General features: G+C 65.4%; 21 protein-coding genes, 2 pseudogenes and 1 riboswitch. Of the genes and pseudogenes, 8 read left to right on the top strand and 15 right to left on the bottom strand.

The annotated features are described in order from the left end of the window. Positions 1-9 precede the first annotated feature (9 nt). From A985_RS0114910 to xdhA, 5 genes are all read right to left on the bottom strand, one after another. A complete protein-coding gene (locus A985_RS0114910) occupies positions 10-1434 on the bottom strand; it encodes an NCS2 family permease (protein ID WP_017234202.1) in 1425 nt (474 codons plus the stop codon). A gap of 276 nt (positions 1435-1710) precedes the next feature. Further along, positions 1711-2751, bottom strand: coding sequence for an adenosine deaminase (locus tag A985_RS0114905; RefSeq protein ID WP_017234201.1), 1041 nt, complete (start codon positions 2749-2751; stop codon positions 1711-1713). Between the two features lie 86 nt (positions 2752-2837). Further along, positions 2838-3917 carry a xanthine dehydrogenase accessory protein XdhC gene (gene xdhC, locus A985_RS0114900; protein WP_017234200.1) on the bottom strand — a complete coding sequence of 360 codons (1080 nt, stop codon included), beginning with the start codon at positions 3915-3917 and terminating at the stop codon, positions 2838-2840. After that, positions 3917-6265 carry a xanthine dehydrogenase molybdopterin binding subunit gene (xdhB, locus tag A985_RS0114895; protein WP_017234199.1) on the bottom strand — a complete coding sequence of 783 codons (2349 nt, stop codon included), beginning with the start codon at positions 6263-6265 and terminating at the stop codon, positions 3917-3919. Before xdhB ends, xdhC begins: the two co-directional genes overlap by 1 nt. 12 nt (positions 6266-6277) lie before the next feature. Next, positions 6278-7750 (bottom strand): xanthine dehydrogenase small subunit, encoded by a 1473-nt coding sequence (xdhA, locus tag A985_RS0114890; RefSeq protein ID WP_017234198.1) that lies wholly within the window; start codon positions 7748-7750, stop codon positions 6278-6280. Positions 7751-7940: 190 nt separating this feature from the next. Here xdhA and A985_RS0114885 point away from each other — a divergent pair, with 190 nt between their 5' ends. After that, on the top strand, positions 7941-8906 hold the full coding sequence (locus A985_RS0114885) for a LysR substrate-binding domain-containing protein (protein WP_017234197.1): 966 nt from the start codon (positions 7941-7943) through the stop codon (positions 8904-8906). Between the two features lie 95 nt (positions 8907-9001). Here A985_RS0114885 and A985_RS0114880 read toward each other — a convergent pair whose 3' ends face one another. From A985_RS0114880 to A985_RS0114865, 4 genes are all read right to left on the bottom strand, one after another. Next, positions 9002-9514, bottom strand: coding sequence for a disulfide bond formation protein B (locus A985_RS0114880; protein ID WP_017234196.1), 513 nt, complete (start codon positions 9512-9514; stop codon positions 9002-9004). A gap of 221 nt (positions 9515-9735) precedes the next feature. Further along, positions 9736-11121, bottom strand: a complete 1386-nt coding sequence (locus A985_RS0114875; protein WP_017234195.1) for an amidase — start codon at positions 11119-11121, stop codon at positions 9736-9738. 2 nt (positions 11122-11123) lie between these two features. After that, on the bottom strand, positions 11124-11837 hold the full coding sequence (locus A985_RS0114870; RefSeq protein ID WP_017234194.1) for a GntR family transcriptional regulator: 714 nt from the start codon (positions 11835-11837) through the stop codon (positions 11124-11126). Between the two features lie 71 nt (positions 11838-11908). Then, the gene (locus A985_RS0114865) at positions 11909-12595 is read right to left on the bottom strand and encodes a DUF2848 domain-containing protein (RefSeq protein WP_017234193.1); all 687 of its coding nucleotides are present in this window, start codon (positions 12593-12595) and stop codon (positions 11909-11911) included. A gap of 460 nt (positions 12596-13055) precedes the next feature. On the opposite strand from A985_RS0114865, the gene A985_RS0114860 reads away from it, so the two are divergent. Beyond that, positions 13056-14837 (top strand): cation:proton antiporter, encoded by a 1782-nt coding sequence (locus A985_RS0114860; RefSeq protein WP_017234192.1) that lies wholly within the window; start codon positions 13056-13058, stop codon positions 14835-14837. Positions 14838-14943: 106 nt separating this feature from the next. On the opposite strand, the gene A985_RS0114855 is transcribed toward A985_RS0114860, so the two are convergent. From A985_RS0114855 to A985_RS0114845, 3 genes are all read right to left on the bottom strand, one after another. Beyond that, a complete protein-coding gene (locus A985_RS0114855) occupies positions 14944-15510 on the bottom strand; it encodes a PaaI family thioesterase (RefSeq protein ID WP_017234191.1) in 567 nt (188 codons plus the stop codon). Positions 15511-15698: 188 nt separating this feature from the next. After that, positions 15699-16442 (bottom strand): 3,4-dihydroxy-2-butanone-4-phosphate synthase, encoded by a 744-nt coding sequence (gene ribB / locus A985_RS0114850; protein WP_017234190.1) that lies wholly within the window; start codon positions 16440-16442, stop codon positions 15699-15701. Between the two features lie 97 nt (positions 16443-16539). Beyond that, positions 16540-16719: riboswitch (FMN riboswitch) on the bottom strand. A gap of 228 nt (positions 16720-16947) precedes the next feature. Further along, positions 16948-17148, bottom strand: a complete 201-nt coding sequence (locus A985_RS0114845) for a heavy-metal-associated domain-containing protein (protein ID WP_026131995.1) — start codon at positions 17146-17148, stop codon at positions 16948-16950. Positions 17149-17419: 271 nt separating this feature from the next. On the opposite strand from A985_RS0114845, the gene A985_RS0114840 reads away from it, so the two are divergent. From A985_RS0114840 to A985_RS27595, 4 genes and pseudogenes are all read left to right on the top strand, one after another. Then, positions 17420-19966 (top strand): heavy metal translocating P-type ATPase, encoded by a 2547-nt coding sequence (locus A985_RS0114840; RefSeq protein ID WP_017234188.1) that lies wholly within the window; start codon positions 17420-17422, stop codon positions 19964-19966. A 174-nt stretch (positions 19967-20140) separates the two neighbouring features. After that, the gene (locus tag A985_RS0114835) at positions 20141-20959 is read left to right on the top strand and encodes an endonuclease/exonuclease/phosphatase family protein (RefSeq protein ID WP_017234187.1); all 819 of its coding nucleotides are present in this window, start codon (positions 20141-20143) and stop codon (positions 20957-20959) included. Beyond that, positions 20956-21345 (top strand): annotated as a pseudogene (gene cueR / locus A985_RS25640) (Cu(I)-responsive transcriptional regulator); the annotation flags it as partial. The gene A985_RS0114835 and the pseudogene cueR, both read left to right, overlap by 4 nt. Positions 21346-21829: 484 nt before the next feature. Continuing rightward, positions 21830-21970 (top strand): DUF3563 family protein, encoded by a 141-nt coding sequence (locus A985_RS27595; protein ID WP_017234185.1) that lies wholly within the window; start codon positions 21830-21832, stop codon positions 21968-21970. Between the two features lie 243 nt (positions 21971-22213). On the opposite strand, the gene A985_RS0114820 is transcribed toward A985_RS27595, so the two are convergent. Further along, positions 22214-22678, bottom strand: a complete 465-nt coding sequence (locus A985_RS0114820; protein WP_017234184.1) for a DUF995 domain-containing protein — start codon at positions 22676-22678, stop codon at positions 22214-22216. An 83-nt stretch (positions 22679-22761) separates the two neighbouring features. Then, a pseudogene (locus tag A985_RS29835) lies at positions 22762-22962 on the bottom strand (hypothetical protein); the annotation flags it as partial. Between the two features lie 116 nt (positions 22963-23078). On the opposite strand from A985_RS29835, the gene A985_RS0114815 reads away from it, so the two are divergent. Beyond that, positions 23079-23555, top strand: a complete 477-nt coding sequence (locus A985_RS0114815; protein ID WP_017234183.1) for a nuclear transport factor 2 family protein — start codon at positions 23079-23081, stop codon at positions 23553-23555. Between the two features lie 58 nt (positions 23556-23613). On the opposite strand, the gene A985_RS0114810 is transcribed toward A985_RS0114815, so the two are convergent. Next, on the bottom strand, positions 23614-24924 hold the full coding sequence (locus A985_RS0114810) for an Nramp family divalent metal transporter (RefSeq protein WP_017234182.1): 1311 nt from the start codon (positions 24922-24924) through the stop codon (positions 23614-23616). A 19-nt stretch (positions 24925-24943) separates the two neighbouring features. Between A985_RS0114810 and imuA the strand changes: the two genes are divergently transcribed. Further along, positions 24944-25872 (top strand): translesion DNA synthesis-associated protein ImuA (gene imuA, locus A985_RS25635; protein ID WP_017234181.1); only part of this gene is annotated, 929 nt, incomplete at its 3' end.

Here is a 25872-nt window from a genome sequence, read left to right as displayed (position 1 = left end):
CTTGCGTCGTTACATTTGCGTGAGCAGCAGCACTGCCAGCGCGGCGACGATCCACATCGCCGGCTTGATCTCCTTCACGCGTCCCGTGAACAGCTTGAGTACGACGAACGCGAGGAAGCTATAGGCAATACCGTCGGTGATCGAGTACGAAATCGGAATCATCACGACTGCGATGAAGCTCGGAATCGCTTCGTCCATGCGGTGCCATTCGATGCGCGCCACGGACTCCATCATAAACACCCCGACCAGGATCAGCGCCGGCGCCGTCGCGATGGCGGGCACCAGCGAGAGCATCGGGGAAACGAACAGGAACGGCAGAAACAGCAGGGCGCATACGACGGCGGTCAGCCCGGTGCGTCCGCCCTGGGCAATGCCGGCGGCCGATTCGATGTAGGCGTTGGCCGGGCTCGTGCCGAGCGGGCCGGAGATCAGCACCGAGAACGAATCGACGATCATGGCCTGACGCATATTGCGCGGATTGCCATCGCGATCCTTCATGTTGCCGGCCTCGGCAATGCTCATGAAGGTCGAGAGCGTATCAAAGAACGCGGTGAAGAGCATTACGAAGATGAACGGCAGGTACGCGACCTTGAGCGCACCCAGCAGATCGAGCTGGCCGATACCCGAGAAATCGGGCGCGGCGAAGAAACCGTGGAAGTTCACTAACGTGGCCGTGGCGATTTCCTTGGGGAAATACGCGCTGCCGTCGCCCCACAGACGTCCGACCGGAATGGCCATGAGCGTGGTCGCGATGATGCCGATCATCAGCGCACCGTTCACGCGGCGCGCGACGAGCACGGTCGTGAGCGCCAGCCCGATCAGGAACGTGACGGTCGGCGGCGACAAGTGGGCCAGCCGCACGACGGTTACCGGGTCGCCGACCACGAGCCGGGCGTTGACGAGGCCGATCACGGTGATGAACAGGCCGATGCCGCACGAGATCGCATAGCGCAGGTTCGCCGGAATCGCCTCGACCACGAAGCGTCGCACATTGAGCGCGGCGAGCAGCGCGAAGAGGATGCCCGACCAGAACACGCAGCCGAGTGCGGTCTGCCACGGCATGCCGACGCCGTGCACCATCGTGAACGCGAACAGCGCGTTCAGCCCCATGCCCGGCGCGACCAGCACCGGATTGCGCGCGTAGAGCCCCATCGCGCAGCTGCCGAAGAAGCTGATGAGCACCGTAGCGGTCAGGGCCGCCGGGAACGCCATGCCGGTCTTCGACAGAATGGCCGGGTTGACGACGATGATGTACATCGCGGCAAGGAACGTCGTGATACCCGCGATCACTTCCGTACGGAACGTCGATCCGAGTGCGGTGATGCCGAAATATCGGTCGAGGGTCGAGACAGGTTGCGCGCCCGCCACGCGCGCGCTGTCGTGGGCCGCTTCGGGCGCGGCACTGCCCGCAGGAGGGCTGAGCGATGAGTCCATGGGGTGTTGTCTCCGATGTTCTAAGGTGTCGTGCTCGCATGACGCCGCGGGTGTGGGGGCACCGCGTGACGCCTATCTGGGCACGCTCGAAAAATAGCATCGGGCCCCGGCGAAAATATTCCCCTTGCGGCATGTTCCACATCATCGCGAGATGATGTGGCGATGCATCGGGGCGCGGTGTGCGTTGCGCGGGCATAAAAAACGCCCGAAGGGCCTTCGGGCGTTGTGAGATTCGATGCGGTTCGGGGTGGCCGATCGACAAGGCTCGGCTAACGCTTACCCCGCCTGCGCGGCGCGAAAACGCTCCAATTCGTCCACCAGACGCCGTTTTTCGCTGTCGTCGATAAACGAGGCTTCGAAACTATTCCTTGCCAACGTGTAAGCGTCGTCGAGCGTCATGTCCAGCGCGTCGAACGTGGCGAGGAAGTTCTCATTCAGGTAGCCGCCGAAGTAAGCCGGGTCATCCGAGTTGATCGTGACGGCCAGTCCGCGCTTGAGCAACGCGTGCAGCGTGTGCTGACCCATATGGTCGAACACCTTGAGGCGTATGTTCGACAGCGGGCACACTGTCAGCGCGATCTTTTCCCGAGCCAGACGCTCGAGCAGCGCCTCGTCTTCAATGGCGCGAACGCCGTGGTCCACACGCTCGACGTGCAGCACGTCCAGCGCCTCGTGAATGTACGCGGGCGGCCCTTCTTCCCCGGCATGCGCCACGAGGTGCAGCCCCAACTCGCGGCACCGCGCGAACACGCGCGCGAATTTGGCGGGCGGGTGGCCTTGCTCGGACGAATCGAGGCCTACGCCGACGAGCCGGTGCCCGTGGCTGTTGAAATACGGCAGCGCTGTTTCCAGCGTTTGCAGGGCGTCTGCTTCGGGCAGATGACGCAGGAAGCAGAGGATCAGGCGACTAGTGATGCCGTGCTGCGCCTCGGCTTCGGCCAGTGCGCGTTCGATGCCGTGGATCACCGTCGCCATCGACACGCCGCGCGCGGTGTGCGTCTGCGGATCGAAAAAGATTTCCGTATGGCGGATGTTGTCGGCGGCCGCGCGCGCAAGGTAGGCGCGGGTCATGTCGTAGAAATCGTCTTCGGTGAGCAAGACGCTCGCGCCCGCGTAGTAGATGTCCAGGAACGACTGGAGATCGGTGAAGGCGTAGGCGTCGCGCAGGGCCTCTACGCTCGGGTAGGGCAGCGTGACGTGGTTGCGCTCGGCGAGCCGGAAGATCAGTTCGGGCTCCAGCGTGCCCTCGATATGCACGTGCAGCTCCGCCTTGGGCATGGCGCAAAGGGTCTTGGCGAGTTCGGGCGTGAGTGGCATGACTAGGTCTTGATGAGGGGGATGGGCGGGATTTTACCGTCGCCCGCGAAAGTCGGTCACCCGGTGTCCCGGGCGCTGGGGGGCCTTCAAACGTGGACGCCGGTGTCCTGCAACGCGGCCGGTCCGCTGTGTTGCATCTGTTGCTCGCGCACGCGCAGCAGTTGCGCGGCGACCGCGATCGCGATCGTCGCCGGCGCCTTGCCCGTGATGCCCGCCACGCCGATCGGGCAGATCATCTGCGCGAAACGCTCCGGCGGCACCCCGCGATCGCGCAGGCGATGCTCGAACTGACGACGTTTGGTCATCGAGCCGATCAAGCCGAAGTAGGCGAAGTCGTCGCGCTTGAAAATGGCCTCGCACAGGCGCTGATCCAGCGCATGGTTGTGCGTCATGACCAGGAAATACGCGCCCGGTGGCGCTTCGTCAACGACGGCTTCGGGGGTGTCGGTGGACTCGACGACGGTGTTCGGCGGCACCGTTTCCGGGAAGGTCTCGGTCCGCTCGTCGGCCCAGGTGACGCGGCACGGCAGGGTGGCCAGCACCTGCACGATGGCCTGTCCGACGTGACCGGCACCGAACAGCACGATGTGGAAATCGCTGGGCGCCAGCCGCTCGCTCAGCCAGAGCCAGCCATCGCTGGCTTGCCAGAACGAGCAGGCGGCGTCGTCGGCGTCGCGGGTTAACGTGTGCGGATGCGCGAGCGGTTCGCTCGGATCGAGTGCCGTGAGCAAGACGGCGCCGCCTTGCTGCTGGCTGGCCGCCGCATCGGCCCCGGGTGCGCCGAACGCCACGCTGCGCAAGCTGGCCTCGCCGGCTGCGAGCCGTTTGTGCAGGGCACTTACCCAGGCCAGATCGGTTAGCGTGAGCACCTCGAAGGCGAGGGTGACGGCGCCGCCGCAGCACTGTCCGAGGCTCGGGCCGAGCGCGAAACGCTCGACGTGCCGCGCGCCTTGCTGTCCGTACTGGCGCAGCAACTGGCGCGCGACGTCCATCGCCCGCCATTCGAGATGGCCGCCGCCGATGGTCTCCCACGCGTGCTCGCGTGTCACAAGCAGGTGCGTGCCCGCTTCGCGCGGCGCGGAGCCTTCCACGCGCGCGATCGTCACCAGTACCGCGGCCTCGCCGCGGACCAGCAGCCTGTGAGCGGCCTCGACCCAGCGATGCATCAGGCGGCGCTCCGCGTGCGCAGCTCGGTGATTGCCGTGAGCAGCGCCTCGGACGTTGCCGGCGCATTGAGCACCGGCTCGTCCCGATAGTCGTTCACGCTCGCCACGGCGTCGCGCAACGCGTTGAACACCGAGAACGGCAGCAGCAGCGGCGGCTCGCCCACGGCCTTGGAGCGGTGGATGGAGTCCGACACGTTCGTGTTCTCGAACAGCGCCACGCGGAAATCCGTTGGGCAATCGCTGATGCCGGGGATCTTGTACGTGGACGGCGCGTGCGTCATGAGCTTGCCCTCCTGATTCCACCACAGTTCTTCGGTCGTCAGCCAGCCCATGCCTTGAATGAACGCCCCTTCCACCTGCCCGATGTCGAGCGCGGGGTTGATCGATTTGCCGGCGTCGTGAAGCACGTCGGCGCGTAGCAGACGCCATTCGCCGGTGAGCGTGTCGAGCACCACTTCGGAGACGGCCGCGCCGTAGGCGAAGTAGAAGAACGGGTTGCCGTTCATGGTCGCGGCGTCCCAAGACAGGCCCGGCGTGGCATAGAAGCCGTCGGACCACAATTGCACGCGGGCCCAATAAGCCGCTTCCACCAGATCGGGGAAGGGGATGTCGTGGCCGTTTGCACTCACCACATCGTTGGCGAACTGCACGTCGTCGGGCGCACCGCCGTACTTCTGCGCGGCAAACGCGGCCAGACGTTGGCGGATCTGCCATGCGGCGTTCTGCGCGGCCTTGCCGTTCAGGTCGGCGCCCGTCGAAGCTGCGGTGGCCGACGTGTTCGCCACCTTGCTGGTGTCGGTCGCCGTCACGCGCACATGCGAGAGATCGACGCCCAGTTCGTGCGCCACGACCTGCGCAACCTTCGTGTTCAGGCCCTGGCCCATCTCGGTGCCGCCGTGATTGACCAGCATCGAACCGTCACGATAGATGTGCACCAGCGCGCCCGCCTGATTGAAGGCCTGCACGTTGAACGAAATGCCGAACTTGAGTGGGGTGAGCGCGAGGCCCTTGCGCAACACGGGACTCGTGCGATTGAACGCGCGCACGGCGTCGCGACGTGCGCGATACTCGCTCGTCTGCTCCAGTTGCGCGACGAGTTCGTGAATGATGTTGTCCTTGACGACCTGTCCGTACGGCGTGACGTTGCGCTCGGTCTTGCCGTAGAAGTTCACGCGGCGCACGTCGAGCGCGTCTTTGCCCAGGCGCCGTGCAATGGCGTCCTGTACGACTTCCATGATGAGCGCGCCCTGCGGGCCGCCGAAACCGCGAAACGCCGTGTTCGATTGCGTGTTCGTCTTGCCGCACAACGCGCGCAGGTCGGCGTCGGGCACGAAATAGGCGTTGTCGAAGTGGCAGATGGCGCGTGTGGCGACCGGTCCCGACAGGTCGGCCGAGAAACCGGCACGCAGTGTCATGTCGACTTTCGCGCCCGTGATACGGCCGTCGTCGTCGAAGCCGACGTCGTATTCGAAGTAAAAGCCGTGGCGCTTGCCGGTCATCATGAAATCGTCGTCGCGATCCAGACGCAGCTTGACCGGGCGTTTCAGACGCGTGGCGCACAACGCGGCGACACAGGCAAACAGCCCCGATTGCGATTCCTTGCCGCCGAAGCCGCCCCCCATGCGACGGCATTCGACCTGCACCTGATGGCTGTGCCAGCCCAGCGCGTGCGAGACGAGCGCCTGCATCTCGGTCGGGTGCTGCGTCGAGCAGTAGACGTGAATGCCGTCGTTTTCCTTCGGGATCGCGTACGAAATTTGCCCTTCGAGATAGAACTGCTCCTGCCCGTTGCACTCGAATGTGCCGCTCAGACGGTGCGGCGCGGCTTGCAGCGCGGCGTCGGCGTCGCCACGGCGCAGTTGATAGGGCGGCAGCACGCTGGCCCCCGCGGCCTTGGCGGCCTGTGGCGTGAGAATGGCGGGCAGGTCTTCGTATTCGCCCTTGGCCAGACGCGCCGCGCGGCGGGCCGCGTCATGCGATTCGGCCACCACGGCGAACATCGGCTGCCCGATGTACTGGACGAGGCCGTCCGCGAGAATCGGGTCGTCGTGAATGACCGGACCGCAATCGTTCACACCGGGGATGTCGGCGGCAGTGTAGACCGCGACCACGCCCGGCGCCCGACGCACGGCGTCGAGATCGAGCGAGAGCACGCGTGCGTGCGCCTTGGGCGACGCCCCGAGCGCGCAGTGCAGCGTGCCTTGCAGTTCGGGGATGTCGTCGGTGTAGGTGGCTTCGCCGGCCACGTGGAGTTCGGCCGACTCGTGGGGCCGCGAGCGGCCCACCTGTGCGCTGGCGCCTGCCGCGGCACCGGTCTGCGTCATGAAGCCTTCGACTTGCGTGTTCATGGGCAACTCCGGTTAGACGTTGGCGAACGCGTTGACTTCGTGTGCCGCAAGCGGCGCATCGAGGCGCGTCTCCAGGAAAAAACGATACAGCAGATTCTGCGCGCCGGCGAGCCGGTAGGCGCTGGTCGCGCGCATGTCCGAGAGCGGTTGGTAGTCGGCGGGCAAGGCCGACATTGCCGCGTGCACGGTGGCGTCGGTCCAGGGCTGGCCGATCAGGGCCGCTTCGATGGCGCTGCCGCGTTTGGGCGTGGCCGCCATGCCGCCGAAGGCCACGCGTGCCGAGCGTACGATCTCGCCGTCGAGTTCGACCGCGAAGGCCGCGCATACCGCCGAGATGTCCTGATCGAAACGCTTGGCCAGCTTGTAGGTGCGAAAGCGTTGCACCGCCGGGGGCAGCGGTACGCGGATGCCCTGCACGAATTCGCCCGCCTCGAGCGCGTTCTTCTGATAAGCCACGTAAAAGTCTTCGAGCGGCATCTCGCGCACGGCCCCGTCGCGATGCAGCACGATGCGCGTGCCGAGCACGATCAACGCGGGCATCGAATCGCCGATGGGCGAGCCGTTCGCGACGTTGCCGCCCAGCGTTCCGGCGTTGCGGATCGGGAACGAGGCGAAGCGCTGACGCAGCTCGGCCAGATCCGGATAGTGGGTGACGAGCGCATCGAACGCATCGTTGAGCAGCGCCCCCGCACCGATGTAGAGGCCGTTCGGACCCTCCGAAATCTCGCGTAGTTCCGCCACCTGTCCGATATAGATCAGATGCTTCAACTCGCGAAATTGCTTGGTGACCCACAGACCGACATCGGTGCTGCCAGCCAGAAGGCGCGCGTCCGGGTAGGCGGCGCGCAGGCGGCCCAGCTCGGCCAGCGTGCGCGGGGCGTGGAAGACCTGGCCGTCGTGCGAATACGACAGCGTGTCGTCGCGTTGCAACGCCTGGAGCTGCTTCGCCAGCGCCGCGCGGTCGAATTCCTGGCGCGGCAGGTCGAACATCTGCTGGGCGGCGTCGACGATCGGACGATACCCGGTGCAGCGGCACAGATTGCCGGAGAGCACGTCGTCGATCTCGCGGCGGGTCGGGCAGCCGGCCTGCTCGGGGCGGTTCACGTACATGGCCCACAGCGACATCACGAAGCCCGGCGTGCAGAAGCCGCATTGCGAGGCGTGGCAGTCCACGAGCGCCTGCTGCACCGGATGCAGCGCGCCGTCGGGCGCGCGCAGATCCTCGACCGTGAAGAGCGCGCGGCCGTCGAGCGTGGGCAGAAACTGGATGCAGGCGTTCACCGCGCGCAGCGCCACGTTGCCGTCGTCGGCCAGTTCGCCGATCACGACGGTGCAGGCGCCGCAGTCGCCCTCGGCACACCCTTCCTTGGTGCCGGTGCAGTGCAGGTCTTCGCGCGTGTACTGAAGCACGGTACGGGTCGTGGCTTCGCCAGTGACCTCGTGCACCTTGCCGCGGTAATAGAAGCGGATGGCTTGTGTCTCCATGGTTCTCAGTGTAGTGCAGTGGGATTGCGGGCGCGCCGGGACATGGCCGGCGTGGGAATGAGCCGAAGATAGCACCGGCGGCGGGGGTAAATATTTCGCGGCCATGATGATGGCTATTCGGTCGCCCCGATGACGTGGCATTGTCATAAACTATGGCTCGACCCCAAGCCTCGCAGAGCGCGCCCGCCCCATGCAAAGACCCCGCGAACAGATCGACGCGTACCTGCTGCGGGTACTGCACACACTGCTCACCGAGCAGAGTGTCTCACGCGCTGCGCTCAAGCTCGGCCAGTCGCAGCCGGCCATCAGCAACTCGCTGCGCCGCCTGCGCGAGATCACGGGTGACGCCATCCTGGTGCGCGGCAAGAGCGGCATGGTGGCGACCGAGCGTGGCCGGGAGTTGCTGGGCTACGCCACCGACGCGCTCGCCGCCATCGAGCGCATCACCCATCCCGCTACGGAATTCGCGCCTCAGACCACCACGCGGGCGTTTCGCCTCGGTGCCCCCGATTACCTGGACGCCGTCTTCCTGCCCAACATCGCCGAAGTGCTGCGCCGTGACGCCCCCTCGGCGCGGCTGCACGTGCAGCCGATCAACACCGCCTTCGACTACGCGGGCGCGTTGGAGAACGGTTCGCTCGACGTGGTGATCGGCAACTGGCTGGAGCCGCCGCCGCAACTGCACATGTCCCGGCTGTTCGACGACGAAGTGGTTTGCATGTTGGGCGCGCAGCATCCGCTCGCGAACAAGGGCATTTCGCTTAAGCATTATCTGGAATTGCCGCATCTGGCACCGACGCCTTACGTGGCCGAGCGCCAGAGTTTTATCGACGGATGTCTGGCCGAGCAGGGCCTGCGCCGCAATATCCAGATGACGATGCCTTACTTCGGACTCGTGCCGTACGTGCTGATGCGCACCGATCTGGTGTTCACGACCGGGCGGCAGTTTGCGCAGCACTATGCCCGCTATCTGCCGATTCGCGTGTTGCCGTCGCCCTTTGCCTTTCCGCCGATGCGCTTCTATCAGCTATGGCACGAGCGCACGCATGCCGCACCGGAGGTGACGTGGCTGCGCCGACGCGTGGCGGAGGTGGCAACGGAACTCGATGCCGCGAACGGCGGCGGGACGCCGGCGCCTGTGGTGGCGCGACCTTGACGGCGGGGGGCGGACGTTTGAACGACCGGACGGCTAAAGGGGCGGCGAGATGAGGCCGCTGCCCGGAGGCAGGCGGCCCCGGAAACGCGTGACGCTCAGCGCAGCGAAATCGCGCGGCGCGGACGATGCAACGCCAGCGAGAGGAAGATCACGACAAACGCGGCGAGCGACCACATCGGCAGGGTGAGACCGAGGATGGGCGGGTACATCGTCTGACACATCCCCTGAACCTGGAAGACTTGCGGCAGCAGGCGCGACGTCGGCAACGCATCGACGAATGCCTCGACCACGTCGTACCCGCAGCTCACCAGCGGATTGGCCTGCACGTAGATCAGATACCCCGACGCCGCCATGCCGCCGATCGCCGACAAAGCGGCGAGCACACGCGCGAACTGAATACCCGCCCAGCCACGCGAGACCGCGCCGGCCAGCCCGAAGATCGCGATCAGCACAAGTGCGTAACGCGCCAGAATGCACAGCGGACACGGATCCTCGTGACGCACATACTGGAAGTACAGCGCGCCGCCCAGCAAGGCGAGGCAGACGACGGTGAGCAGGAGGTACCGCAGGCGTTCGCGGCGCAGGGCCGGGTCGATTTGAGCGTTCATTTCACTTCGGGCGGTAGGCCATCACGAATCCCGCTCAACCCCACATGACGCCGGGCGGCAGGCACTTGGGCTGGCATTGTAACCCCAGCCCGAGGCGTGCGTGAGTCGAAAAGTTGCGGAACTATTTGCCCGAGAATGAGACGGTTGCGGACGCTGCGTCGACGGTCATGGCCCGGTGTTGCGGCGCAGCGCGAGCGGTGCCGCCGCCCGCGCTGCCAACATCAACCGCCCAGGCCGGCCGAGCGCAGGGCGTGCTCGATGGCGCGTCCGACCGGGAACAGGCGGGCGTCGTCGCCTGCCGCGGCGCTGACCATCAGGCCGATGGGCGCTTCGCCCTCGGCCTGGCACGGCAGCGAGAACGCGCAGCCGTCGATCATGTTGATGGCCGTCGGGTTGCGCAGCACCAGCGCGTTGGTGGCCGTAAAAGTGTCGTCGTTCGCCTCGAGCGGCGCGATGGCCGGTGGCGTGAGCGGCACGGTCGGACACAGCACCGCGTCGAAGCCCTGCCAGACAGGGGTCGCTGCGGCGATGAGCGCGGCGCGGGCGTTCAGCAGGTCAATGTAGTCGGCGGCGCTGGCCGGCTCACCCTTGCGGATGCGCACCAGCACCCGAGCGTCGTAGTCCTGCGCACGCTCGGCCTGCAGCTTGCGATGCCACGCGAAGGCTTCGATGGGCGAAAAGCCGAATCGATTGATGGCGGGCAACTGTTCGAACGGTGTGAACTGGAATTCCACCAGCGTCGCCCCCGCCCTGGCGAGCGTGGCGAGGGCGCGCTCGTAGATCTCGATGGCGGCGGGTTCCGCCCCGTCCAGCACGAAGTTCGTCAAGACGCCCAAGCGCATGCCGCGAACGTCGCGCGGCGGCGGCAGGGACTCGTCGACGGCATGGCCCGAGAGAATCGCATCGACCCAGGCGCAGCAATCGACCGAGCGGCCGATGGGGCCGACCGAGTCGAGCGATGTCGACAGCGGCAGGGCGCCGTCGCGCGGCGTGCGCGCCGCCGTCGGCTTGAAGCCTGTCAGGCCGCAGAAGGCCGACGGAATACGGATCGAGCCGCCGGTATCGGTGCCGAGTCCGACCGCCGCCATGCCATCGGCCACCGACGCGGCCGCGCCCGACGACGATCCCCCGGCAATGTGCCCGGCCTGACGCTGCCACGGCGAGCGCGGCGTGCCGTAATGCGGGTTCAGGCCGAGTCCGGAAAAGGCGAATTCGGTCATGTTGGTGCGGCCGATGATGACGGCGCCGGCCTGACGCAGGCGCGCCACGGCGAGGGCGTCGTGCTTGGCCGGGGCGGCGTTCGACAGGACTTTGGACCCTGCGCGCGTGACTTGTCCGGCGACGTCGAACAGATCCTTCACCGACACGGGAACGCCCATCAGCGGCGACAGACGTGCACCGGCCCGGCGCAGGGCGTCGAGGCCGTCGGCGGCGCTGCGCGCGGCTTGTGCATCGACTTGCGTGAAGACGACGTTGCCCTGACCCGCCGGATCATTGATGCGCGCGAGCGCCTGCTCGGTCAATGCGCGGCTGGTGGTGCGTCCGGCGTCGAGCGCGGCGGCGAGGTCGGACAGGGGGCGTTGCAGATCGATGGCGTCGGTGCTCATGGTCAGATCGCTTTCAGGATATGGGTACGGAATTCTTCGATATGCCGGGCGATGGCCCGGCGGGCGCGTTCGGCATCGTGCGCGGCGAGCGCTTCAAATAGTTCGAGGTGTTCCTCGTAGACGTCTTCCATATGGCTGGGCGTCGACAGGGCGAGGAACCAGAATCGCAGCGAGCGCTCGTGCAGACCGCGCAGAAGCTCGGCGAGCGTCTGGTTGCGCGAGGCGCGCGAGATGGCCAGATGGAAGTCGCGGTCGATGCGCATCATCGCCGCCACGTCGCGTGCGGCGATGGCCGCCTGAGACCGTGCCAGCACGGCTTCGATGGCGGCGAGGTCGTCCGGCGTGGCGGCGCGCGCGGCCAGCCCCGCGCAATACGTCTCGTTGATCATGCGCACGTCGATGATCTCGAGCGCATCGTTGAGCGAGACCGGCGCGACCATCGCCCCCTTGCGCGGCAGGATCACCACCCACCCTTCGAGGGCAAGGCGGTGCATCGCCTGATGCACCGGGGTGCGTCCGAGTCCCGTCGACTGCATCAACTGCGCTTCGTTGAGCGTCTCGCCCGGGCGTAGACGCAGCGTGATGATGTCGTGCTTGATCGCGTCGTACGCGCGCTCGGTCAGGCTGCGGCCATCTGCGGCGGCCTGCGGTGTGGCGGTAGCGGACGCATCGGGATTGGCCGCGAGAAGCGTGTCGTCGGGGGTGTCGTTGGGCATCGGGGCGGGTCGGTTCTGTCGGCCAGCGTCGGGTCGGCGCTTCGATGGGCGCCGGTCGGCGTCAGTCGGCTTTAGTCGGCAATCGCCAGCGCCTGCGTGGCGTAGCGATGTCGGATCGTGCGGCCGAGGACCGGATCGTGCAGTTCGATCTCGAACTGCTCGCCGCCAGCCACGCCGCCAATGGCAGCGAGTGTGCCACAGAACATGGCGGCGCCCGCCGGCAGGCCATCCGGCCCGAGTTTGTCCATCAATTCCTGCGGCGAGAGCAGGCTGGCCACGGTGCCTTCCTGATAGAGGCGCCGTTCGCCGTCGCACGTCACCCAGGAGCGCAGCATCAGCTGATCCCAGTGCGCGCCGACATCGGCAAAGCGCCACGCGTCGCGTGCCACCGGCTTCGCGCAGACTTGCTTCGAGACGGTCACGCCATAGGCTTCGACTTCGCGGTCGGTGTGATCCGAGCCCACGCTCACGAGCAAGTCGCCACCGTGGCGCACGAGCACGCATTCAGCTTCGCCGCTGCTCGTCTGGCCGACGACGTCGATGGTGTCATCTTGCGCGAGCAACGCGGGCGCCAGTCGGTAGAAGCACGGCGTGCTCGACGGGCGGCGCACGCCCAATGCGGCCAACTCGGCAATGTGGTGCTCGACGGCGTCGCGATCGCGTCCGGCCCAGCCGGCGATGATCAACGTGTCGACGGACACGTCGACGCACGGATGGGGGCCGTCGCCGGACACCCTGAAGGACAGACGGGAACGCATACGTGACCACCCCTGTAAAATTCTGTTGATATCTGTGTGATATTTCACAAGGTCGGAAGACAAAAAGCAAGCGGAAAAATTTCGTCGTGTGCGACGAATATGGGGAATTTTTTATGAAAAGCCCCGTCAATCCTGGGTTGCGCGCGTGTTCGCCGATCGCGTATATTGAATCGGCATCGGTATTAGATTGGGTATTCGTCTGATTTTTGCCGAAACGGTCGCGGAGGCCGACGCCCCTCAGGGGGATTGGCGGGACAGCGGACCGGCGGCCAATGCCCGAGTGACGACCGGGCGAACGAGCGCAACGTCAATCAGGTCGGCGGCACACCGCCGGCTTCCCACCTTCATCAAGCATCGCGTTTTGCATCGTCGCGGCGGCCCGTCAGGGAAGCGGCGCGCGGCGGGCGTGACATCAAAAACAGCAAAATCGGCGCAGCGCGCCGCGGGGAGAACGTATCGGATGCATCACGCCATCGACTTCATTCAGGACCTGGCCGTCATCATGCTGCTGGCCGGCATCGTGACGGTCATCTTCAACCGGTTCCGACAGCCGGTCGTGCTCGGCTATATCGTGGCGGGCGTGATCATCGGCCCGTATACACCGCCGTTTGCGCTGATACATGACGAGAAGACGATCGGCATTCTGGCCGAGCTCGGTGTCGTGTTCCTGATGTTTTCGCTGGGGCTAGAGTTCAGCTTGCGCAAGCTTGCGCGAGTGGGCGTGACGGCATTCGTGGCGGCGATCACCGAGATTGTGCTGATGCTCTGGCTTGGCTACGAGATCGGCCGCTTCTTCGGTTGGAAGGCGATGGACTCGATTTTCCTTGGCGCGATGCTCGCCGTCTCGTCGACCACCATCATCGTCAAGGCGCTCGACGAACTCGGCATGAAGCGAGAGCGATTCGCCCAGCTCATCTTCGGTGTGCTGATCGTGGAAGACGTGCTCGCCATTGGCATGATCGCGCTGCTCTCGGGCATCGCCATCAGCGGCTCGGTGGATGCCGGCGAGGCCACCTTTACGCTGGGCAAGCTGCTGCTGTTCATGGTGGTGTCGCTTGTCGTGGGCATTCTGCTCGTGCCGCGAATTCTCGCGTACGTGGCGAAATTCAAGAGCGATGAGATGCTGCTGGTCGTCGTGCTCGGCCTGTGCTTCGGCTTCTGCCTGCTGGTGATCCAGATGGGTTACAGCGTGGCGCTCGGCGCGTTCCTGATCGGCGCGATCATGGCCGAGGCGCGAGAGCTGCATACCATCGAACGGTTGGTTGCACCGCTGCGCGACATGTTCAGCGCCGTGTTCTTCGTCACCATCGGACTGCTGCTCGATCCGCACGTGCTGGCGACGTACATCTGGCCGATTCTCGTCATCACCCTCGCCGTCGTGATCGGCAAGATCGTCTCGTGTGGATTGGGGGCGTACCTTTCGGGGCAGGACGGCCGGACGTCGATGCGCGTGGGCATGGGGCTGTCGCAAATTGGCGAGTTCTCGTTCATCATTGCGTCGCTCGGGTTATCGCTCAAGGTGACGAGCGACTTCCTCTACCCGATTGCGGTCGCCGTCTCGGTCATCACGACGCTGCTCACGCCGTACCTGATCAAGAGCGCCGATCCGTTCACGGGATGGCTCGGCCGCATGATGCCCGGGCGCCTGTCATACGTGCTGCGTCAGTACACGCAGTGGTTGCAGAGCATTCATCTGACGGGCGATAGCGCGGCGCTCGTCGGCATCGTGCGTCGCATCGTGATGAGCGTGGCGATCAATCTTGCGCTCGTGGTGACGATCTTCCTCGGCGGCGCCTTCTTCTATCGGCGTTTGGCGGCGCTGATGTCGCCGTGGGTGCGCGACCCGAGCCTGCAAAGCGCGGTGGTCTGGGGCGTGGCGCTCGTGCTGTCGCTGCCGTTCCTGATCGCGGTGTACCGCAAGCTCAAATCGCTCTCGCTACTGCTTGTGGAGTTGTCGGTGCCGCCGAGCCTGACCGGTCGCTACACATACCAGGTGCGCCGCGTGGTGGCCGAAATCCTGCCGATTGCCGCCATGGTCGGGGTGATCCTGCTGGTGGCGGCCTTGTCGGCGAGTATCCTGCCGTCCACGGAGATGGTCGTGCTGATCGTGGCGGGAACGGTGGTGCTGGCGATCATCATGCGGAGCTGGTTCGTGCGCATGCACGCCAAGCTGCAGATTGCACTCAAGGAGACGCTGGAACACCAGCCCGATAGCGAGCAGGGCGGCGGGTCCCCGCATTGAGCGACGCGCGAGCCGTGGCGACGTCCTGACGACGGCGCGCAGCGGCACAAAAGCCCGCCGGGGGATTTGCTTCCCCGGCGGGCTTTTTCATGGGGCGTCGCTGCCCTTATGTCTTGCGCGGCGGCAAGTCGAAGATCAGGCACGTCGTCGTGGCGTGCGCATACAGGGTGCCATCCGGACCGACGATGCGGCCCTCGGCGATGCCGACCTGACGCCCGACCTGGATGACTTCGCCTTCCGCACGCACGCAAGGCACGTCACGCGTGAGGGCGCGCACCATATTGGTCTTGAGTTCGAGCGTGGTGTAGCTGCGTCCGGCGGGTAGCGTGGAGTGCACCGCGCAGGCGACCGCGGAGTCGAGCAGCGTGGCGAACCAGCCGCCGTGTATGGCACCGAGCGGGTTGTAATAGGGCAACGCCGGGCGGCCCTGAAAGACCGCGCGGCCGTTCGCGGCTTCGATGGCGATGAAGCCCAGCGTCTCACTGATCGGCGGCAGCGGCAGCCTGCCGTCGAACATCGCTTCAAATATTTCCATGCCCGACAGGCCGATCACGTCGGACGGCGTTGCCACGCCGTAGCGTAGCGGACCGTTACGTGTGAGCCGTTCGCGCACGGCGGCTTCGTCGGCTTCCCATTGCGCCAGTACGGCGGCGGCATCCGGTCGGGTATTCATGGCGTTTTCCTCGTAACTTTTATCAGGCAAGCGATGGCGCGAGATTATAAAAGTCACGGTGCGCCCCGGGGGTTTCGGCGTTAGAGGGAAGCGTCGAGACCGGAGCACGGCAACGGCGGCTCACGCCGTCGCCGTGATTCGGGTTGTCGTCGTTACCTCGGAAGGAGGGGGCTGGCCGCGCCGCCAGCTCAGGCCGCTTGGGCGTGCCTGCGACGATACTGGGCCAATTCGTCGATGGTCAGGATCGGCAGGCCATGTTGCTCGGCGAAGCGCTCGATGTCGGCGCCGCGCGTCATCGTGCCATCTGGATTCATCAACTCGCACAGCACGGCGGCAGGTTTCAGGCCGGCAAGCACCGCCAGATCGACCGAGCCCTCCGTGTGACCGCGACGCGTCAGCACGCCGCCCGGCTGTGCGCGCAGCGGGAAGACATGGCCCGGGCGGGACAGGTCGGCGGGCTGGGCATCGTCGGCGATGGCGGCGCGAATCGTGGTCACGCGGTCGGCCGCGCTCACGCCGGTGCTCACGCCCTGGCGCGCCTCGATTGTCACGGTGAAGGCCGTGCCATGGCGGCTCTGATTCTGCTCGACCATCGGCGGCAGATCGAGACGGCGCAATGTCTCGTCAGGCAGACACAGGCACACGATGCCACTGCATTCGCGGATCAGCATGGCCATGGTGGCCTGCGTGATTTTCTCGGCGGCGACGATCAGATCGGCCTCGTTCTCGCGGTCCAGGTCGTCCATCAGAATGACCGGACGGCCTTCGCGCATGGCGTCGAGCGCGGCTGGCAGACGGACGTCGACCGGTGCCAGGTTGGCGAACGCCGGGTTGGCATGCAGATCGTCGGTTGTGCGGGTCGCATCGGCCCTGTGAGCGGTCGATGTAACGGCTTGCGATACGGCTTGGGTGGTGCTTTGGGTAACGGACATGAAACGCTCCTCGCGTAAATCAATCGGGCGAAAAACGTTTTCGGGGCATGCGAACGGACGCCTCCATGGGACAGTGCCCCATAGCGCGCGGGTATCGACGCATCTTCTCTCATCCGGACTATGACCGTCGGCTCTGGCTTCGCACCAGATCTGCTGACCCTGTCAGTGTCACGAAAGCGACGGTGACAGGCGCTCGCGGGCTCATGACCCACGCAGCTTGCACTGCGCGGCGTCACATACCGCCGGTGGGGACTTTCACCCCGCCCTGAAGACGTGTATGCCGCAAGCAGCGCGCCTCGCAGTCACTGATCGCGTGGCGTTGTTGCGTAGTCGGCGAGAGAGAGCGTAGCACAGGGTGTTGCTGCGCTGCAGGGAAGACTGCGCGGCGCTCGTGGGAATGATGGCGGACGATTGGCTCAACGTCGGCTCGGGAGGAAGGCCGGCGCGGATGTCGCGCCGACCGCCGATGTGAGCGTTGCGCGACGTCGGACGTGCCAGGCGATGCTCAGGCGTGGGTGCCCTTGACGGTGTACCCGGCGTCGGTGATGACGGCGCTGACCTCGGTGGGCGAGAGGCGGCTTTCGACGTCGACGCGACCCGAGTCCAGATCCACATTGACCTTGGCGGCCGGATCGCGCTCGGTGATCGCACGCGTGACGGCTTTGACGCAATGACCGCAGCTCATTCCTTCGACTTGCACTTGCATGTTGCACTCCTTGAAAGCGGTTTCGGTGACGGTGATCAAACAAATCGATGATAGACCTTCCTACGACAGGAAGCTCAAGCGCTATTTTCAGTGTATTCGCTGGATCGCCCAGACGCAGCCCAAACCCGAGCGGTTCCGGGCGCGCTATCGTAATAAATGACGAGACTGTCATGGGATGGTGTGCGGCAGATTGACGCTGGCGGCTTGACCTTCCCTTCATGGAAAGGTCTATGCTTCGACGCATGATGACAGTCCTCCTGGAGACCCTGAAATGATTCGGAACTGGTCGGTCGGTATCGAAGGCATGACCTGCGCCTCATGTGTGACGCGGGTTGAGAAGGCATTGCGGCGCGCGCCGGGCGTGGCCAGCGCCAACGTCAATCTCGCGACCGAGACGGCGGCCGTGGAAGCTGCGCCCGGCGTGACGCCCGCGGCTCTGCTTGGCGCGGTCGAGACGGCCGTCAACGACGCGGGATACCAGGTGGCGGAGCAATCGTTCGAGTTGGCGATTGGCGGCATGACCTGCGCATCGTGCGTGGGGCGTGTGGAGAAGGCCCTTCGTCAGGTGCCCGGTGTGGTCGAGGCAAACGTGAACCTGGCGACGGAGCGTGCCGCCGTGCGCGGGGTGCGTGGCGTCGTCGACGTGGCGGCGCTCACCGCTGCCGTGGAGCAGGCGGGATACGAGGCGTCGCCAGTCACGGACCCCGCGCAGGCGGCCGCATCCCACGAAGGTCCGGCGTGGTGGCCGGTTGCCGTGGCGGCGGTCTTGTCCCTGCCGTTGTTGTTGCCAATGCTGCTCGAACCCTTCGGCATTCATCTGATGCTGCCGCCGTGGGTGCAATGGTTGCTCGCCACACCGGTGCAGTTCTGGCTCGGGGCGCGCTTCTATCGGGCGGGGTACAAAGCGGTGCGCGCCGGTAGCGGCAATATGGATTTGCTGGTGGCATTGGGCACGTCGGCCGCCTATGGGCTGAGTCTTTACGAATGGTGGCGTGCCCCGGCGCACGGCATGACGCACCTGTATTTCGAAGCGGCGGCCGTGGTCATCACGCTGGTGCTGCTTGGCAAGTGGCTGGAAGCGCGGGCAAAGCGTCGCACCGTGGAAGCGATTCGTGCGCTGGCGGCCTTGCGTCCCGAGACCGCGCGCGTGTTGCGCGATCCGCAGGGCGCGGCGAGCGAGGTGACGGTGCCGCTGGGCCAAGTGAAGGTCGGCGACTGGGTGGTGGTGCGCGCCGGTGAACGGGTGCCTGTCGACGGCGTCATTCGCGAGGGGGCGAGCCAGCTCGACGAGTCGTTGCTGACCGGCGAACCGTTACCGATCGAAAAAGCGGCCGGCGACAAGGTCGTTGGCGGCTCGATCAACGGCGCCGGTACGCTGCGGGTGGAGACGACGGCGGTCGGCGCCGATACGGCGCTGGCCCGCATCATTCGCATGGTCGAAGATGCGCAGGCGGGCAAGGCGCCGATCCAGCGCGCCGTCGATCGGGTGGCCGCGGTGTTCGTGCCGGTGGTGGTGCTGGTCGCCGTCGTGACGCTGGTCGTTGGCTGGGGGCTCGGCATCGGCCTGGAGACAGCGCTGCTCAATGCGGTGGCAGTGCTGGTCATCGCGTGCCCGTGTGCGCTGGGCCTGGCAACGCCTGCCGCGATCATGGTGGGCACTGGGGCGGCGGCACGGCAGGGCATTCTCATCAAGGATGCCGAAGCGCTCGAACTGGCGCACCGCATCCGCGTCGTGGCGTTCGACAAGACGGGCACGTTGACCGAGGGCAAGCCGCGCCTCGTGGCACACCTGCCGGTGACGGGGGTGCGTGCCGATACCTTGCTGCGATGGGCCGCGGCGGTGCAGTCGGGCAGTTCGCATCCGCTGGCGAAGGCGGTCACGACCGCCGCAGCGGAAGCCGGGGTGACCTCGGCGGTGCCGACGGCATTCGACATCGCTGCGCTGCCGGGGAGAGGGATGCGGGCACGTATCGAGGAAGTTGGGGAGGGTGGGGGTGTTGGGGGCGTCGAGAACGCGGGCGCCTCGCGCAACGGTCATACGCTGCAGCTGGGGAACGCGCGGTTGCTTGAGGAGTTGGGTGTCTCGGAAGGGGCGCTGGCTCACGAGGCAGCGCGTCTGGCGGCCGAGGGACGTACCGTCTCGTGGCTGGTCGAGACTTCAGGGGAGGGCGCAAATGTCGAGGCACCGGCGCGCTTGCTTGGGCTGTTGGCGTTCGGTGACACGCTCAAGGCCACGGCGCGGCCGGCCGTCGACCGCTTGCATGCGCTGGGCGTGCGTTGCGTGATGGTGACCGGCGACAACGCGGGGAGCGCCAAGGCGGTCGCCGACGCGTTGGGACTCGACGAGGTGCATGCCAACGTGCTGCCGGAGCACAAGGCGGCGGTGATCGCGCAACTCAAGCGTGACGGCGTGGTCGTAGCGATGGTGGGCGACGGCATTAACGACGCCCCAGCGTTGGCCGCGGCCGACGTCGGCATCGCGATGGGCTCGGGTACCGACGTGGCCATGCAGACGGCGGGCATCACACTCATGCGCGGCGATCCGCTGCGGGTGGCCGATGCCATCGATGTGTCGCGTCGCACCTGGTCGAAGATTCGCCAGAACCTCTTTTGGGCGTTCGCGTACAACGTGGTCGGGATTCCGCTGGCGGCGTTCGGGCTGTTGAGCCCGGTGATTGCGGGGGCGGCGATGGCGCTCAGCAGCGTGAGTGTGGTGAGCAACGCGTTGCTGCTGCGGCGCTGGCGTTCATCGGCGACGCAAGACGTCAGTGCCGGCGCTGCCGCCAAGATTGGCGAGGCCCGCAGCGCGAGTGCTTGAGGGCGGTTTGCCCGGGCACAAGGCGAACGGCGCATAATGAATTTGTTAGAGGCACGCGCGGTCGGCGACTGCCCGATGCGTTGCCTGAATTTTTAATTGACTTGAAATTCGTCGAAAGCGGCATCATTTGATTGGTATCGTCTGCCTTCCGGCGCGGAATGAATCCTGCCGAACATGAATAGCCTCCATATCGCAAGTTACAACATCCACAAGGGCTTTTCCGCATTCAACCGTCTGCGTGTTCACGAACTGCGTGCCGGCTTGGAAGGGCTTGCGCCGGATCTGGTCTTCTTGCAGGAAGTGCAGGGCCTGCATCAGGGGCATGCGGTGCGTCACAGGAATTGGCCGGTGCAGCCGCAACACGAGTTTCTGGCCGGCGCCATGTGGCGCGATCACGCGTATGGGCGCAATGTCGTCTATGAACAGGGGCATCATGGCAATGCGATTCTGAGCCGTTATCCGATCGTCAGGTCGGACAACCACGACATCACAACCTATAGTTTTGAGAAGCGCGGCATGCTTCACTGCGAGATTGCCGTGCCGGGTCTGAAGCAGCCGCTGCATTGCCTGTGTGTGCATTTGTCGTTGGCCGGACATGGTCGCCGTCGCCAGTTCGAAATGTTGACGGAGCGTGTGGCCGACGCTATTCCCGCCGATGCGCCGTTGATTATCGCGGGTGACTTCAATGACTGGAGCAATCAGGCAGACCGGTTGCTGGCGGAACGCTTGGCGCTGACCGAGGTGTTTCAGAACCACGGGGGGCGTCCGGCGCGCAGTTTTCCGAGCGGATTGCCGCTTTTACGACTTGACCGCATTTACGCACGAGGCTTTCATATCGAAGGGGCGCAGGTTTTACACGGGCGTCCCTGGTCACGGATTTCCGATCATTCACCGATCAGCGCCCGACTTGTGCCGTCGGACGCCAACAGGACGATGAGCGGTTCCTCCACTCCCGTCGTTCAACCCTCGTTCCCCCCAGTGAGGCAGCCATGAACATCGGACAAGCGGCGCAGGCCAGCGGCGTCACGGCCAAGATGATCCGGTACTACGAAAGTATCGGCCTGATGCCCCCGAGTCCCCGCTCCGAGGCGGGTTACCGGCGATATGGCGAGCCGGATCTCCATCTGCTTCGCTTCATTCGCCAGGCGAGGCGGCTGGGTTTTGGGATCGATCAGATCCGTCAACTGCTGGCACTATGGCAGGATCGAGACCGATCCAGCGCGCAGGTGAAGGCGTTGGCGCAAACCCATGTCGATGAACTCAACCAACGCATCGGTGAATTGGTGGCCATGCGCGACACGCTCTCTCATCTCGCCATGCACTGTCACGGTGATGATCGTCCAGACTGCCCGATACTCGAGGGGATCGCTGCCGCTGACCTTCCCGGTGACCTGGGCGGCAAGGGGGCGCGTTTCGCGAGCGCGATAGCGTCGTGCGGTCCGGCGCAGTCGGCCACAGCCTCAGACGCCGCAACCGGCACCGATGCCCCGGCGTCGGCAGGCGGCTCGGTCAGTGACAGCGAGGGGCAGATCCGTCACGTCCCCCAGCCCTAACACATGAAGTCGACATGACCGGCTGACGCCCGATATCCCCTATGACGCGCCGCAATGACGGCGCTTTTTTTGTTTCCTGAATTTTGATTCGCCCGCTGCGACAGCATGCCGCAGCGGGTGTTGCGTTACGTCGACAGCCGAATATGTATTTGATTTTAAATAGAATTTTCACGAATTGACTGGATTCGAAGTGAGCCTCTAGCAGATTTTTGATGTTTTTCGCAAATAGGGGCTAACCCTTAACGGGAAAACCCTATACAATGCGAAGCACTGCTGCAATGCAGCACACTAAATGAATTGGAGAAACATCATGGTTGCCGCCCTGTTTGAAGTCGTGAACACTTGGTTTGAAACGGCTGAGCGTCGTCGTCGCGAAGCGTTCCTGGCTGAGTCGAAGGACATCATTGAGTTGGAACAACGTATCCGCGCGCTCGAAACCGCCGGTTACTAAGCAAGTTTGTAGCAAGTCCCTCCGGACGAACGGTCGTCGCTGGCGCAATCAGGCAAGTCGATCGTCACAGCGGGCGATCCCCGTCATCCATGCGATGGCGTGCGACGGCGCCCAACCGTGAGTCCGGATGCCAATCCCTGCGGTTTCGGGGTTGGCGAGTGCAAGCCCGCCACTTTGGCGGGCTTTGTCGTTAATGTCCTGCCCTTTCGTCCTTCGCTTTCGCCGTACCCCGGCGGAACGTGTCTATTTCTCGATTCTGAACTCGGTGGCGAGCGCCGCGCCGTTGGCGAGCGAGGTCACACCGTAGTACTTGTCACCGACCTTGAACATGAAGCGGCACCAGTTCTCGGTCATCGCGCGCCATTCGAGGTTCACGCAATACGAACCGTTGTCGTTGACCGACCACGTGCCGGTGGCGTGAGCGACCTGGTTCGCGCGGCTACCCGACCCGATGCTGCCCTTGTTGTCGCTCGTGGCATTGAGCGACCCATTGGTGTCGTTGATCCATTTGCGCGTACTGCCGTTGTTGGCGAGGTGGGTGATGTGCGCGCCGGGCATGAGCGAGCGCAATTCGTCGACACTGAGTTGCTGACCGCTGGCACTCTTGATATCGGAGAGATGCATCGGGTCCGCGTGGGCGAACGACGACAGTGCGAGCAGGCCGGTAGCAAGGAATGCCGTGGCGGGGGAAGTGAAGCGGCGGACCATGATGACTCCCGGACGAAGCCTGCCAATGTTGCGTGCAGGCCGACGGAACACGCGTCGCGATCGGTCGTGCGTGCCGTCAGACGTTATCGTCCCGCATTGAGACGCGGTGTCGCTATCGGTCCAGATGATGCGCTATTACTATAGGCGACAAGCGGGCGTCTGCACAGATGCGTGCCGTCCGGGGCGCGCGGTGAGCAACCCATCGCCTCGTCCCCGAAGATCTCGCGCAGCTTGGCCGGACTGACCTGGTGGATGTCGCCGGCTACGGGCAGGTCGTTCTGGCGGAACGACTCGTCGTCGTGTTAGTGCGTCGACGGAGGTATGCGCGCCGCTGCGCCAAGCGCAGCTTGGCGATACACTCGCACGGCTTTCCCCTCATACTTTCGATAGGAGTGTTGTCATGGCCGACAGTGAAGCCCGCCCGCCGTTTCCGCCATTCACGCGTGAGACTGCAATTCAGAAGATTCGTATGGCCGAGGACGGCTGGAACTCGCGCGATCCTGCACGGGTTGCGTTGGCCTATACGGTCGACAGTCGCTGGCGCAATCGGGCCGAATTTCCGCGTGGCCGTGAACAGATCGTCGAATTCCTGACGCGTAAATGGCAACGCGAACTCGACTACCGGCTAATCAAGGAACTGTGGGCGTTTACCGAGAATCGCATCGCGGTGCGGTTCGCTTACGAATGGCGAGACGATTCGGGCAGTTGGTTCCGTTCGTATGGCAACGAAAACTGGGCGTTCGACGCGCAAGGGCTCATGGCCGAGCGCCATGCCAGCATCAACGACTCGCGCATCACCGAAGGCGAGCGCCTGTTCCATTGGCCGCAGGGACGCCGTCCCGACGATCATCCGGGATTGACCGAACTCGGGCTGTAAAGCCGGCGGGCATGGCGACGATGACGCTGACGCGCGTCGCGTCGCCGTTTGCGCGACCTCAGTCCAACCCGACGATGAGCAGCAGGTTAGTGGCGGTGATGACCGCGAAGAGGCCCCACGCGAGCGCCTGTGCGGGACGCCCGAGCGTGTTGCCGTTCATCACGCGCGGGTCGCTCACCGAGCGGATGAGCGGCCACATGGCGAACGGCAGTTGCAGACTGAGCAGCACCTGACTCCATACCAGCAGCTTGCCCACGGCGCCGTCGCCGAGCCACAGCACGCCGATCAGCGCGGGCACGAGCGCCAGCCCGCGCGTGATCAGACGACGCTGATAGCAGGGGATCCGGGCGTGCAGAAATCCGTCCATGATGACTTGCCCGGCGATCGTCCCGGTGAGCGTGGAACTTTGTCCCGACGCAAGCAGGGCGATGCCGAACAGGAAGGCCGCGGCGCCGCCCGCAAGCGGCGTGATGAGCCGATATGCCTGCTCGATATCGGTGACGTTGGTCTGGCCGCTGGCGTGAAATACCGAACCCGCCAGTATCAGAATGGCCGCATTCACGCACATGGCGAGCGCGAGCGAGACCCATGTGTCGATGCGCACCAGCGCGAGGGTGTCGCGCACGTCGCCGCGTTTGCCGCCGACCACCCGCCGCGTCTGCACGACCGACGAATGCAGGTACAGATTGTGCGGCATGATCGTGGCACCGACGATGCCGAGCGCCAGCACGAGGGCATCGTGCCGGTCGTGGCTGGGCGCACCCGGCATGAGACCGGCGGCCACCGCATGCCAATCGGGCGGCACCATGGCCACTTGCGCGACGAAGCACAGCGCCATCGTGCCGATCAAGCCGAAGACAATGGCTTCGATCTGACGGAAGCCTTTGCCCTGCAGGCCGAGCACGATCATCGTGTCGAGCGCGGTGAGGACGATGCCCCAGGCGATCGGCACCCCCAGCAATAGCTTGAAGGCGAGCGCACAGCCCAGGACTTCGGCGATATCGCAGGCGACGATCGAGATCTCGGCGGTGATCCACTGGACGAGTCGTCCCGCCCGCCCGTAGCGCTCGTAGCTCGCCTGCGCGAGGTCGCGCCCGGCGACCAGTCCCAGCCGGGCAGCGAGCATCTGGAGAAAGATGGCGGCAAGGCTGGAGAGCGCCACCACCCAGAGCAGCGAATAGCCGAATTGCGATCCGGCCTGGATGTCCGTCGCCCAGTTGCCGGGGTCCATATAGCCGATGGCGACGAGCAGGCCCGGGCCGGCAAAACGCTTGAGTTTGATCCAGCGGGGTTCGCGTGCGTCGATGACGATGCTGCCTTTGACTTCGGAAGGACAGAAGGGCGCAGTGGCGGTGGTCGGCAGCGGCATGAGAAAAGGAGATCGGTCGATGACGCCAACGGTAGCCGGGCCGGCGCCTGCCCGCAAGCGCGATCATGGCGGCGGCAAGGTCACGGATATCACGGCGGTGGCAGATGAACTGCTATACTGTACATTCATACAGTATTTTGGGTGCGCGATGACCCTGCCACTTTCCTCTTTGCCTGCCGGGCTGTGGCGCGCCAGTGAACTGGCGCATTGCCACCGTGCTGGCCACACCACGGGTTTTGCCGCGCTGGACGCCGAGCTGCCCGGCGCCGGGTGGCCGCATGGTGCGGTGACGGAGTTGCTGAGCGAGCGTCCGGGCATCGGTGAATGGCGGTTGCTGGCCCCGACGCTACGCGATCTCACGCAGGCGGGCCAGCCGGTGATGGTGATTGCGCCGCCGATGCTGCCATATGCCCCGGCGCTGGCGGGATGGGGCATCGATCTGCGCTGGCTCAGTGTCGTGATGCGTCCGGTGAGTCCGGCACGTCAGGCGCCTCGGGCGCGCGGCACACGCGGCCTGAAGGCGGAGGATCGCGACATGCTCTGGTGTGCCGAGCAGGCCCTCAAAAGCGCGTGCTGCGGGGCGGTGCTCACCTGGCTTCCGGCCGCGACGCCCGAGCAGATCCGGCGGCTTCAGGTCGCGGCCGGTGGCGGCGAGACGCTGACCTGGGTGGTGCGAGGGCCCGCCGCCGTCGCGACCGCCTCGGCGGCACCGTTGCGGCTGGGGCTTGCCGTTGGGCCGGGGAGTCGTCTCGGCGTGCAGTTTCACAAGCGGCGGGGACCGCCGCGTCTCGAACCGCTCTGGCTGACGTTGCCCGCGCCGTATGCGCATGTCTCGCAACCGGTGACGGGCGCGGCCGACGATGCACGGCCGGGGCCTGTCGGGCCTGGTCCGGCACCTTCGTCCACACCGTCCACGGTGCCTTTGGTTTCTGTTTCCGGAGTCTCGCA

It is taken from the genome of Pandoraea sp. B-6 (genome assembly GCF_000282835.1).
GTDB lineage: Bacteria > Pseudomonadota > Gammaproteobacteria > Burkholderiales > Burkholderiaceae > Pandoraea > Pandoraea cepalis.
Note: the sequence above shows the minus strand (reverse complement) of the source record. Positions and strands in the feature narration are given on the sequence as shown.

Coding starts and splice junctions, on each gene's coding strand:
- A985_RS0114910 (WP_017234202.1), bottom strand. CDS start 1,434: ATGGACTCATCGCTCAGCCCTCCTGCGGGCAGTGCCGCGCCCGAAGCG.
- A985_RS0114905 (WP_017234201.1), bottom strand. CDS start 2,751: ATGCCACTCACGCCCGAACTCGCCAAGACCCTTTGCGCCATGCCCAAG.
- xdhC (WP_017234200.1), bottom strand. CDS start 3,917: ATGCATCGCTGGGTCGAGGCCGCTCACAGGCTGCTGGTCCGCGGCGAG.
- xdhB (WP_017234199.1), bottom strand. CDS start 6,265: ATGAACACGCAAGTCGAAGGCTTCATGACGCAGACCGGTGCCGCGGCA.
- xdhA (WP_017234198.1), bottom strand. CDS start 7,750: ATGGAGACACAAGCCATCCGCTTCTATTACCGCGGCAAGGTGCACGAG.
- A985_RS0114885 (WP_017234197.1), top strand. CDS start 7,941: ATGCAAAGACCCCGCGAACAGATCGACGCGTACCTGCTGCGGGTACTG.
- A985_RS0114880 (WP_017234196.1), bottom strand. CDS start 9,514: ATGAACGCTCAAATCGACCCGGCCCTGCGCCGCGAACGCCTGCGGTAC.
- A985_RS0114875 (WP_017234195.1), bottom strand. CDS start 11,121: ATGAGCACCGACGCCATCGATCTGCAACGCCCCCTGTCCGACCTCGCC.
- A985_RS0114870 (WP_017234194.1), bottom strand. CDS start 11,837: ATGCCCAACGACACCCCCGACGACACGCTTCTCGCGGCCAATCCCGAT.
- A985_RS0114865 (WP_017234193.1), bottom strand. CDS start 12,595: ATGCGTTCCCGTCTGTCCTTCAGGGTGTCCGGCGACGGCCCCCATCCG.
- A985_RS0114860 (WP_017234192.1), top strand. CDS start 13,056: ATGCATCACGCCATCGACTTCATTCAGGACCTGGCCGTCATCATGCTG.
- A985_RS0114855 (WP_017234191.1), bottom strand. CDS start 15,510: ATGAATACCCGACCGGATGCCGCCGCCGTACTGGCGCAATGGGAAGCC.
- ribB (WP_017234190.1), bottom strand. CDS start 16,442: ATGTCCGTTACCCAAAGCACCACCCAAGCCGTATCGCAAGCCGTTACA.
- A985_RS0114845 (WP_026131995.1), bottom strand. CDS start 17,148: ATGCAAGTGCAAGTCGAAGGAATGAGCTGCGGTCATTGCGTCAAAGCC.
- A985_RS0114840 (WP_017234188.1), top strand. CDS start 17,420: ATGATTCGGAACTGGTCGGTCGGTATCGAAGGCATGACCTGCGCCTCA.
- A985_RS0114835 (WP_017234187.1), top strand. CDS start 20,141: ATGAATAGCCTCCATATCGCAAGTTACAACATCCACAAGGGCTTTTCC.
- A985_RS27595 (WP_017234185.1), top strand. CDS start 21,830: ATGGTTGCCGCCCTGTTTGAAGTCGTGAACACTTGGTTTGAAACGGCT.
- A985_RS0114820 (WP_017234184.1), bottom strand. CDS start 22,678: ATGGTCCGCCGCTTCACTTCCCCCGCCACGGCATTCCTTGCTACCGGC.
- A985_RS0114815 (WP_017234183.1), top strand. CDS start 23,079: ATGGCCGACAGTGAAGCCCGCCCGCCGTTTCCGCCATTCACGCGTGAG.
- A985_RS0114810 (WP_017234182.1), bottom strand. CDS start 24,924: ATGCCGCTGCCGACCACCGCCACTGCGCCCTTCTGTCCTTCCGAAGTC.